At 60.2% G+C, this 9,803-nt stretch carries 8 protein-coding genes and 1 pseudogene; 3 read left to right on the top strand and 6 right to left on the bottom strand.

The window, feature by feature from the left end:
• Positions 1-347: 347 nt before the first annotated feature.
• The 4 genes from IVA87_RS13275 to IVA87_RS13260 form a co-directional block, all read right to left on the bottom strand.
• Positions 348-965 (bottom strand): hypothetical protein, encoded by a 618-nt coding sequence (locus IVA87_RS13275; RefSeq protein WP_247333803.1) that lies wholly within the window; start codon positions 963-965, stop codon positions 348-350.
• A gap of 119 nt (positions 966-1,084) precedes the next feature.
• Positions 1,085-1,582: a hypothetical protein gene (locus IVA87_RS13270; protein ID WP_247333802.1), complete on the bottom strand. Its 498-nt coding sequence runs from the start codon at positions 1,580-1,582 to the stop codon at positions 1,085-1,087.
• A 2-nt stretch (positions 1,583-1,584) separates the two neighbouring features.
• Positions 1,585-3,399 (bottom strand): DNA ligase D, encoded by a 1,815-nt coding sequence (gene ligD / locus IVA87_RS13265; RefSeq protein ID WP_247333801.1) that lies wholly within the window; start codon positions 3,397-3,399, stop codon positions 1,585-1,587.
• 563 nt (positions 3,400-3,962) lie between these two features.
• A complete protein-coding gene (locus tag IVA87_RS13260; protein ID WP_247333798.1) occupies positions 3,963-4,235 on the bottom strand; it encodes a hypothetical protein in 273 nt (90 codons plus the stop codon).
• 199 nt (positions 4,236-4,434) lie between these two features.
• Between IVA87_RS13260 and IVA87_RS13255 the strand changes: the two genes are divergently transcribed.
• Positions 4,435-4,704: a DUF3551 domain-containing protein gene (locus IVA87_RS13255; RefSeq protein WP_346658354.1), complete on the top strand. Its 270-nt coding sequence runs from the start codon at positions 4,435-4,437 to the stop codon at positions 4,702-4,704.
• A 952-nt stretch (positions 4,705-5,656) separates the two neighbouring features.
• Positions 5,657-6,175, top strand: coding sequence for a hypothetical protein (locus tag IVA87_RS13250; protein ID WP_247333793.1), 519 nt, complete (start codon positions 5,657-5,659; stop codon positions 6,173-6,175).
• A gap of 1,784 nt (positions 6,176-7,959) precedes the next feature.
• On the opposite strand, the gene IVA87_RS35350 is transcribed toward IVA87_RS13250, so the two are convergent.
• Both IVA87_RS35350 and IVA87_RS13240 read right to left on the bottom strand, forming a co-directional pair.
• Positions 7,960-8,214, bottom strand: coding sequence for a hypothetical protein (locus IVA87_RS35350; RefSeq protein ID WP_346658353.1), 255 nt, complete (start codon positions 8,212-8,214; stop codon positions 7,960-7,962).
• 1,091 nt (positions 8,215-9,305) lie between these two features.
• A pseudogene (locus IVA87_RS13240) lies at positions 9,306-9,500 on the bottom strand (hypothetical protein); the annotation flags it as partial.
• Between IVA87_RS13240 and IVA87_RS13235 the strand changes: the two are divergent.
• A partial coding sequence (locus tag IVA87_RS13235) for a hypothetical protein (protein ID WP_247333804.1) occupies positions 9,468-9,803 on the top strand: 336 nt, incomplete at its 3' end. The pseudogene IVA87_RS13240 and the gene IVA87_RS13235 sit on opposite strands and share 33 nt — an antisense overlap.

The raw sequence follows: 9,803 nt of genomic DNA, 5'->3' as shown, positions 1-9,803 counted from the left end.
CCTGAACTGAGTCGCTGCATAAAACCCCCGTTCTGACCGTGTCGCGAGGGGGTCAATTCCTCGTGTCGTCAGGGGGTCAATTTTCCACGTCGCCCGACATCCTGAAGAAGTAACGACGATCGCGGCGGCGTGCGCGGGCCGAGGTAGGCATGCGCAGGTCACAGTTGGCCCGATGCCGAACCACGCTTTTTGTGATGTCGACTATCGTCGGTAGAGCGGACGCGGACTTGGACGCGCTATTGAGCGTAGGAGCCGCGCGAGCTGCATGGACTGCGGCTCGCAATACATAAGCTTTCGTGCAAAGGCCGGTCGGCCGTACCATTTTAACAGCGGCATGCGGATGCTATTCATCCGACAGACATGCGGCTGCGCCGTACATCCAAGTGAACCTGATCAACACATCGCTGCACCGGCCCAGGATATGCTCGGGCGACCCATGGGCAGTCAAGAGTCTCGATGTTCTGGATCTTCGCAAGCCGCAGGCAGATCCAATATCCCCGTTCTGATTCCTTCCGCTCGCCGGTCCCATCCACGGCGAGGACGAATGCCCGCTCTTCCCCGACTGCGTCGCCGAGGATGTACGGGCAGACCACCAGTTCTTTCCCCCCATAGGTCAATCGAAGCGGCCTCCGGTGAAGGATGGCTTCCCTTAGGGCCGCGAAGGCAGCGCTGTGACCTGAGCGAACGATCCGGAAGGGCTTCTTGTGAACGCCGTAACGGTACCTCGCGAAGGAGGGGCAGAAGGATGCAGCCTGGGTAATGCCGAGCCGTTCCATCACGGCGAAGCTGGTGCGGTCGACGAGGGAAAACTCGTCATCGGGGTACGCGGCCGGGATCTGCGAAGCCGCCTCGAGATCGCTGGCGGTGACGGGCTCGACGACGGCGCCGGACTGCCGGCCCCAAAACGTATCCGCCACCTCCTTGCCGAACCTTGCCGACAGCAGTTGCCAGGTCTCGGCGAGCACGTGGTCCGTCAGCCTCCATCCATCGAGGCTGAGTAGAATGGACTTGGCGAGCTCGTTGTTGCGTCGCGCGAGACGGCCGCGGCGAACCAGACCGAACTGTCCACGAACGTGCTCACGTCTCAGTCCTCGACCGGATATTCCCAAGACTGGCCGCTCGGGGCGTTCTGCTCAAGCCATTTCTCGGCGGTCTCTTCCGAGGCAAACAGCTTGATCCAGGCCCGGTCCCCGATTTTTCTGGAGCCTTCATCGACGAGGAAGATCCAGACAGACGCTTGCCGCGGCCCGCCGTCGATCTCGTACTCCCACGCGACGCCTTCCGGATCGTGCTTGTCGAACCATCTGTCGGCGGCTTCGGCGGACGCGAACACCTTCACCCATTCGGGATCGCCTATGGTCCGTTGTGTTCCGCGATCGAAGTCGTCGAGATAGATCCAGGCAGTCCGCCCCGTTCGCCGCAACTCGGCTCGATGCTCGACGGCGGCATTCACCTTCTCTCGGTCAGTACGATCCTCTCTGTCCAGCGACATCACGCTGGCGTGGACATCGGAGGGAAGCCCACGTCTTTGGCCCGGCGGGTTGTTGGCCCACTCGATCCAGCGGTCGAATGTATCCGCCATGGTCACCTCCTCTTGACCCGGAATGGGTTCTCGATCGTGAAGGCATCCGGCGCGATCCCGTTCTCGATCCGCTTCCAGGTCACGGGCGCGGCGATCGGAAAGCCCTCACGCGCCCGCGGCGAGTAGGTGCCGATCGCGGTGGTGCCGCGGCCATTGCGCAAATAGTCTAGAAAGATCCGGCCGCGCCGCTTGGCTTGGGCCGAAAGCAGGTAACGGTCAGGATTGTGCGCCGCGAGCGCGGAGACGAGCTGTTGCGCGATCCGGTGCGCCTTGTCGTGCAGCACCGGCTGATCCAAGGGCGCCATCAGATGAATACCTTTACCGCCGGTGAGCTTGGGCCAGGTGTCGAAGCCCTCATCCGCCATTAGACTGCGCAGATCGAGCGCCGTCTCCACCACTGCGTCCCACCCGACACCCTCGCCGGGATCGAGATCGATCACGATGCGGTCAGCATGCTCGAAGTCCTCAACGAGAGAGTTCCAGGGGTGCAGCTCGACAGCACCGATCTCGACGAGGCCCAGGAATCCTTCAAGACTATCGACCCATAGCCGGGTGCCTTCGCCGCCCTCTCGCTTTCTGATGCGCAACTGGTGCACGGCGGGTGGAATGTCCTTAGGCAGCGGCCCTTTGTGATAGAACGTCGTGCCGTGCACATGGCGCACCAGCTTGAGCGGGCGACGGCCGAGGTGCGGCAGCGCCTTCTTCCAGACCCGCCCCCAATAGTCGCTGAGTTCGTCCTTTGAGGGAGCCACCGCATCGGGAAGAAGCTGGAGGATGTTTTCTTTGGGGACGGCGAGCCTCGGCCGTCCGGCCGAGGAGGGCACCAGCCGTGGCGCCTTCACCTTCTGCAGCGCGAGATCGTCTCTAAGCCCTTTGAAGACCGCTTCGCGCAGCAGGCCGTCGTCCGTCAGCGCCCCATACTCCACCTCGACGTCCACCGTCGGTTCAACCCACGTCGCCTTCGGCTTCTTGATCGGGATATCGAGCGGTGATGTTCGCCGGATCAGAGGATCCAGCCGTTCGCGCAGTTCGCGCGCGGCTGTCTCTGTGTAGCCGCTCCTGACCTTGCCCGCGTAGACGAGTTTTCCGTTCTCCCGGCGACCCACGTAGAGCGAGGCGACCTTACGCGGACGGGCTCCCAGTTTTTCTACGAAGGCGATGATCGGAAAGGTATCGCTCTTCTTGCACTTGAGCTTGATCCAAGACTCCTGTCGCCCGGAGCGGTAGGGTTGGCCCAGCCGTTTGGCGATGAGGCCCTCAAGGCCGAGCTTGCAGCCCTTCTCGAAGACCACCTTGCCGTCGGCCTCAAGCGCTTCGACGTAGATGAAAGTCTCGGGTGCGCCCTTTAGAAGGTGCTGCAGCAAACGCTTGCGATCTTCATATGCGACGTCACGCAGATCGTAGCCGTCAAGGTACAAGAGATCGAACGCATGGTAGCGCACACGCTCGCTGCGCTTCGGCCCGAGCTCGCGCCGGAGCTGCTGAAAGTCGGGCAGACCGCTACTGCCATACACCACGGCCTCGCCGTCGATAATCGCGCTGTTTGCTTTAAGCCGGTGCGCGCTCGCTGCGGTCGAGGAAAACTGTTCGGTCCAGTCTAGCCCCGTGCGCGAATAGATTTTGACATCCTCATCTCGGAGGTGGAGCTGCGCGCGGTAGCCGTCGGCTTTGATCTCGTAGACCCAATCCGTCCCGGGTGGCGGATTCTCGCGCAGCGTGGGATCACACGGCTCGATGTAACCTGGAATAGCAGCTTTGCGGGCGCGGGGGACGCGCGATACTTCCGAACGGTACTGACGCAAGGCCACGGCACACATGCCGGATTCAACGCGTCCGCGCTGATTCGTTCCTGCCTCCGCACGTGTGTACTCAGTCACTGGGGAACCGCCTCTACTTGCTCAGGTTCTACATCCAAGGCTGAGGAAGTGCGGTGCCCCTATCAGACGCCGAACGTTTTCGGAGCAGAGCGGAGGAATGCCGCGTTATGGCAGAGCGTGCCTTGACCGAACACGACAAGGAGGGCTGGTTGCGGCTGGCGGCCGAATGGGACAAACTCGCCGACAGTGCCGAGCGGCGGAGCGGTATATTCAACCGGCACGAATGAAGTGCTGTTCGGCAGTTTTCTGCCTGCCGTCGCGGCTGAGCAGGGGCCGGATTGGACTGCAAGGCGGCCCAATGCCGCAAACTCCATCGGCAACGCGACGAAGGTCGCCGATCGCCCAAAGCCGAGATGCGTAGATGCAGTCTTTACGTCCGTTTCTAAAGGCAGAGCGCACGGGCTTCGTCTAGCCCGTGAGGTCAATCTTGCGGGTCTGTGAGTCGGGCGCAGCCAGACCTCAGGATCAGTCGAAGTGAAACCCCCGAACCGAATCGCCCACCGTCAGTGCCTCTCGTCGGGCAGGCACTCGGGGCAAGTGCCGCCGATGCCGTGCAGAGCCTCCGCTACCGCGGCAGCCGCCGCCTCAGGTGAGATCCCGGCCGGAGGATGCTGCCGAGCAATTTCGAAAGCCCGATCACGAGCGTGCGGATCCGTGCGGTCTTGCATCCAACCGTGCTCTTCGCACTCGCGGATGGCGCCAGCTTCCAACAACACGGACCGAGCCCAGCCTTCGATCGTGCGATACGCAGGGCGTCGCTCCCGGAACATCAACATCACGAACTCCATCGACGCGGAAGGAATCGCCGTCCAAGCCCGTCGTTCCGGCGCATAGCACAGAGCAGGGATTCAAAAAGTGCAGGCTTAGCCTTGTCCACTTGTTCTGGGGGGACGTTGCCAGCGATTCACAAGCTGGCCTGCCTTGACCGACTTGCCCGTTGGTGCGCCTATTAGGTTCTCAGATGGTCGATTGGCAATGAGGCGGGCCATGCGCAAACTGCTACGTTGGTTGTTGCTCGGCGGTACGGCATTGTCGGCGATTGTGCCTGCAACAGCGCAAACCTACGATCCCAAGTATCCGGTTTGCCTGCAAAGGTGGGTCTGGGGTGGCAGCACATATTTCGAGTGCAAATTTACGTCTTGGGATCAGTGTCAAGCAGCGGCGGCGGGACTGCCCGCCATGTGCTTGAACAATCCGTATTGGCCCCAAGCGTATTCCCGTTCCCAGAGCAGCCGCGCCAGATGAGTGCTGCGTCGCCCGCGTGTTGGTTGACGACAATTGCACTTTTATCGCGGCGGCACGATCATTGCCACCCTTAGCTCGTGCATCCGATCTGTGCGATCGACGACACCGACTGTGGGCCCAATTGGCCCCCCACGCTCGCCATTGCACGCTGGCTCCTTGCAGCGAAATTCAGTTTAGCGACGACCCGGACATTCTTAAAGACGATCTACGTTTTTTAGCAATGCGGCGAGCGTTGCTTGAGGCTTTCGCCAAGAGGGAGCTCTGGGTCTCAAACGCCTGACTGGCCGCGAGGACGTTGCCCGCCCTCGGCGGATGGCCGGATCGGGGACTGCGTCGTCCGAAAGGCCTCCATTGCAGCAAGCATTTAGCCGGTATTCCTTTGACGTACCGCCAGGAGGCCGGCGCAGTGGCAAATCAGGCTGTAGCCGAACAGCTTGGCGACCGTGCTTCTGAAGTTATCCTCTCCGGCGGTCTTAGCCCTTCCACTATAGCGATCGGCCTTAGCTCGCGATCAGCCAAGTCAGGCCAGCAATTGTCCCATAGAAGCCGGCCAGTGCAATGAGCACGAAAGTCCTCTCGACCTTGTCCATGGATTCCCCCTCCAGAAACCAAGCGGAGAAGTCGAAGGTGACTCGCGCGCCGGTTCAAATCAACCGGGATGTCAAGTTCGTGCAAACTCGGGACTGTGGATAACGTGGAAAAGTGCGACAGTCCCGCTTTTAGGCTACGACCAATCGATCAGATGAAAATGGACGCCGCGCTGCCGCATCTCCCGCTCCAGCGTCTCCGCCCGCTCTCGAGAATCATTCCCTAGCAAACGACAGGGGCTCCCGGTGCGCCGATCGGCAGAGACCTGCTGTCTGATGTCTCATACATCCGGAGGAGGCTTTCGTCACAGGTGCCTTATTAGGCTCATCGTTTTACCTTTAGCCCCAACTCGACGAGCCGGCGGATGGCTTCTGCCCGTCCCCGTAGATCTCGTGTTGCCGTCGCCAGTCGTCTATCTGCTTGCCATGGGCGGTTGAATGCGGACGCCGACCAAGTCGCCAGCCCGTCGCTGGGCTGGTTATCGGACGGTCGGATAAACCCGTTCGGAGATGATCTGGAACTCGATGAGAGTGACGACGAGGACGATGGGGACGGGGCCCTTCCTTGGCAGCATCGAACGGCATCCGTCCTGCTACGGAGCGGCTGGTCGCAAGTGGTCGGGCGATCAGACGGCTTGGCGGACGGCGGCACCAAAGATCTTGAGAACGAGCACGACGGCTCCGAGCCGGGTGAGGACGATGAGCCGTCGCTAGGCTGGACCACCAGCGGCATCCTAGGTGGCCTCAATGATCGCGAGCAGGACGACCGCGACGGGGAGGAGGACGACCCGGCTGAGGCAAGCGAGCTTTCGGGCATCGGAGATCATAACGGCTTACTGGAGCAGGTGAGATCGCTGGACTGGACCAGGGCCGTAATGGCGTGAGCCGGCAACAATCTAAAGATACGCCGCCGAGCTCGAAATACATTGTCCGGGCGACGCCCTGTTTCAAACCGGGTCCAGCAATCCCAGTCATCCGAATAAGAGCAATGCCCGTGCTACAGCAATGTGACGGGCCCGCCGGTTCACGCTGGCGAGCATTTTTTTATTTGTGCACACTAGTGAACATTAACCGCAGTGATAATTCTGTCACGATACCTCGCGTACTTTAAATCATTTTATTGGGTTGAGGGATAATGTTGAGTACCTTTGATCAAGTTGTTTTCCATCGCGCCATTTCACTGCAGAAGCGATTTGCATTTCTCGAAAGTCAGATGGCCGAATTGGCCAACCTGCGGAATCGACTGGCGCACGCTGAGTTGCGGCGTTTTCGGTTGAGGGCGAGCAAATCGGCTTTCATGAAGGTGGCCCGGCGCCGCACCTGTAATAACCTTCCCTCTCAACCTACACAGAATTGCCAGGCTCCCGCTTCTAAGCCCAAGCTATGGCAACGCGTGGGTCGGGTGATTCATGGAGCGGAAGCCGTTTGAAAGCATGTCTCTCGAAGAGCTGTGGCAACTGCACACGGTCGTCAATGATATTCTCGCCGAGCGGCTAGTGGCGAAGAACTAAGAGCTCCAACGACGACTGGAGCTGCTTAACCGAGAATACAAGGCTCCGCATTAAGCCGCCTCAGTGGCCCGCCGGTTCACGCTGGCGGCGCCGCTTTGTTCTCGTTTCTGGACTGGCCTGTTTCCGACATTACTGGCCCAGTTTGATTTCGCAGGGGCCTAATTTGAGTTCTGTATCGTTTGAGACTTTGCTGGCCAACGTGCCTTGCTAGTCTTTCCCAAACAGAGGGGCATGCATGGACCGGCTAAAGCACGCGCGGGGGCAGTTTGAAGCTCCGATCTGCCCTAATTGCCAGATTGGCATGAGGTGGTTTCGGTCCGAGTTGGTGCGAGACAATCCGCCGTCGATAATCGCTCACCTCTTTGTCTGCCCTAATTGCAAGCGCGCTCAGCGCCAGGACCGCGAGATCTCGCCCGCTTGCGTTTCGCTCGGAAAACTAGCGACTCCGCGTCTTCGTGTGTCGGAGGAAATAAGTAAGGCCGCCTCAGTTGGCGGCCTGGCATGGTTCACGCTGGCGGGCTGGATTAAGCGCCCCACCTCGGTGTTAGTCCAGTATGGTCGAAATGATCCTCATACTGGCATAACAGTGTGCGCGGCAATCGTCGCCGCATTCGAGATCAAGGCGGCGATGGATCGTAGGCGCCTGAAAGGGTAACGCCCCTCGGGTGGGTTCACGGCTAGCGGGTTCAAAAGCAAGGGCCGCTGCTCTGGAACAGCGGCCCTACCGGGTTATAATAAATCCGGGATGAAAGGCGCCAGCCCCGGTGAAGGGATGGTCAATCGCGGTCGATGTTCCCGCACCATCAAATGTGAATCCCATGGCATTTTGCTAGGAACGACCCCGGGCATCCGGGGGCTGGCCTGCGGACGCACCAGGGCCGCCCGACGCACCACCACGTACGCGGCGCGCCGCTGATATCGTCGTCCTCAACACGTAGAGGCGGCTTCTCAAATGATATGCAACCAGATTAAATTCGACCGTGCGAGTTCTGCGGGCTGATCCCGATCAGACGGAGTTCATAGCTCCCTTCCCATTCCTGGGTGCGTCCGGTTCTTCACCTTGATCCAGTGCTTCTGCCGGCCGCCACGATACGGCCGATCGCGATGCTTGGAAAACGCTCAAGGCCCATACGGCACGCAGCGCGGTACAAGTCAGGTCAGATCTCGCCGCGCTCGAAAGGAGCGACGGTGATGGCATCCGGTCGTCGCGCCAGTAGCCGCTCCAGTTTTGTCTTCCGCAAATGCAGCGGCAAATCGCGTAGGTCCTCGCCACCAACAGCCAGCACGTCGTAAGCGTAGAGCTGGACTTCATGGTCGTGCCTGCGGGAGTGCAGGGCGTCGAAGTCAGAGATGCCGTCGACGCCTACGATCACGGCTTCACCGACGACGAAGTGCTTCTCTCGGTTCTTCAACGCCGCCTCGGCGATCCAAGGATAGCGCTAGTCGGTCCCGTTGCGGGAGAGTAGACGAACGCGCTTGTCCTCCCGAATGACCAGCATTCGGTAGCCATCGTGCTTTACTTCATGGAACCAGTCCGGCCCTGAGGGGACCTGCTTGCCAGCGGTTGCTAGGCAGAGCTCGTAAGCCATCCGCATCGGCGAAAGATAAGGAATTTCGGAGCTTTTTACGAGTCGGGAACAAGTGGCAATTTCGCCAATTGGCTCTCTGCTCCGGAGTCCCCAAGAGCTCCGGAGCAGACCCTAGCGGCCTCAGCTGCGCCCAGCTGCTGAGGCCGCCTTTTTGTGGGCTACTGTCCAGCTGTCGCAGCCTCACGGCGGGCAGGGCGGGAATGCCTCATTTCTGAATCGCGAATTGGGGCGGCCTGCAGCTATCGAAATCTGGCCTGACCTCAGCTCCGCGGCTGCCGCATCCGCCGCACAGTCGCGCATATCCAGCATCTTTTCGCAGATTGGGCAGCGGATGAAATGGTCCACGTTCTGCCAGCGCGTCGGCGATCTCCTCCGGTAACGCGAATGGCCTACGAAAATTCAGCTCGATGGCTGCAAGCCTGCATCGGCTCGGGCGCTTGCCTCTTTAGCCAATCTACGTCTCTTCAGTTCGCTTTTGGTGGGGAAGGCCATTCCCATAGCCCGTGCTTTTACGTATCGTTGCAGTAGGGCGCCTCAGCATCGCCGATACCCGCAAGATCGACACGCCGCTCTGCAGAAGATTGCGCAGTGCTTCATGTTCCTCGGGCGTTCAAATGGCATTGCGCGGCATGGCGTGTACCCGTGTGCAGCTAGAGGCGCTCAGCCTGAGGCACCAATGAGCTTTCGGAAAACGCCAGTTGTCGCCGGGCGGTTCCAGCACGCCGATTACAGTCACTGCCAACCGTCGCAGCAAATCGCTTAAACCGAGCGCTTTGCTTAGCTTCGGCCGAGCTGATGCAATGCGGAGAGCCGGCCCCGGCTACTGGGGAGCTGGAGGGTCGTGCCGGGGCCGCTCCGCCAGCTCGGCTGGGACTTAGCGGGACTCACAAGCGACCCATGGCGGCCTTTGTTCCTTAGGAATCCGCGCGGTGCCCCAAGATCGCGAGCCGGGGATTGCCTCGCTCGAAGTCTGGCCGGACGTCGGCGCCGCGGCTGCCGCAGCTTAGACAGACGAAGAGCGGCTCAATGTCGGACAGCCGCACCTCGTCAGGCCATCGATCGGCGTCCAGGGCGACATGATGGCCGCAATGGCAATAGACCAGGACACCAGCGCCGCGATGATTGAAGGTGTTCTTTGCTGGTGTGACGTAAATTCGTACCGTTTTCAATGCAGCATCCTGCAGAACTTGGGTGTGTATACGTTGGTCGATTGTCACAGTGCTTTCCAATTCTCACCAACTTTGCTGGTCAAGAAACGAGAGCAAACAAAGAGCATCGGACACGTTGTGGCCATCAAGAACATCGTTATTCCCTTGGAAGTCGAGTATCTACAGAAGGCAGCAAAGGAACGTGGAATCTCCCGCTCCAAGCTTGTGCGATTTGTAATGGAAAAGGTTGTGAACGACGAACTC

Source organism: Bradyrhizobium sp. 147, from assembly GCF_023073935.1.
GTDB lineage: Bacteria > Pseudomonadota > Alphaproteobacteria > Rhizobiales > Xanthobacteraceae > Bradyrhizobium.
The sequence above is the reverse complement of the archived record's forward strand: the minus strand, read 5'-3'. Positions and strand labels throughout refer to the sequence as shown.

Excerpts from the sequence above, each read along its gene's own strand:
- IVA87_RS13270 (WP_247333802.1), bottom strand. The coding sequence starts at position 1,582 with ATGGCGGATACATTCGACCGCTGGATCGAGTGGGCCAACAACCCGCCG.
- ligD (WP_247333801.1), bottom strand. The coding sequence starts at position 3,399 with ATGTGTGCCGTGGCCTTGCGTCAGTACCGTTCGGAAGTATCGCGCGTC.
- IVA87_RS13260 (WP_247333798.1), bottom strand. The coding sequence starts at position 4,235 with ATGTTGATGTTCCGGGAGCGACGCCCTGCGTATCGCACGATCGAAGGC.
- IVA87_RS13255 (WP_346658354.1), top strand. The coding sequence starts at position 4,435 with ATGAGGCGGGCCATGCGCAAACTGCTACGTTGGTTGTTGCTCGGCGGT.
- IVA87_RS13250 (WP_247333793.1), top strand. The coding sequence starts at position 5,657 with ATGGCTTCTGCCCGTCCCCGTAGATCTCGTGTTGCCGTCGCCAGTCGT.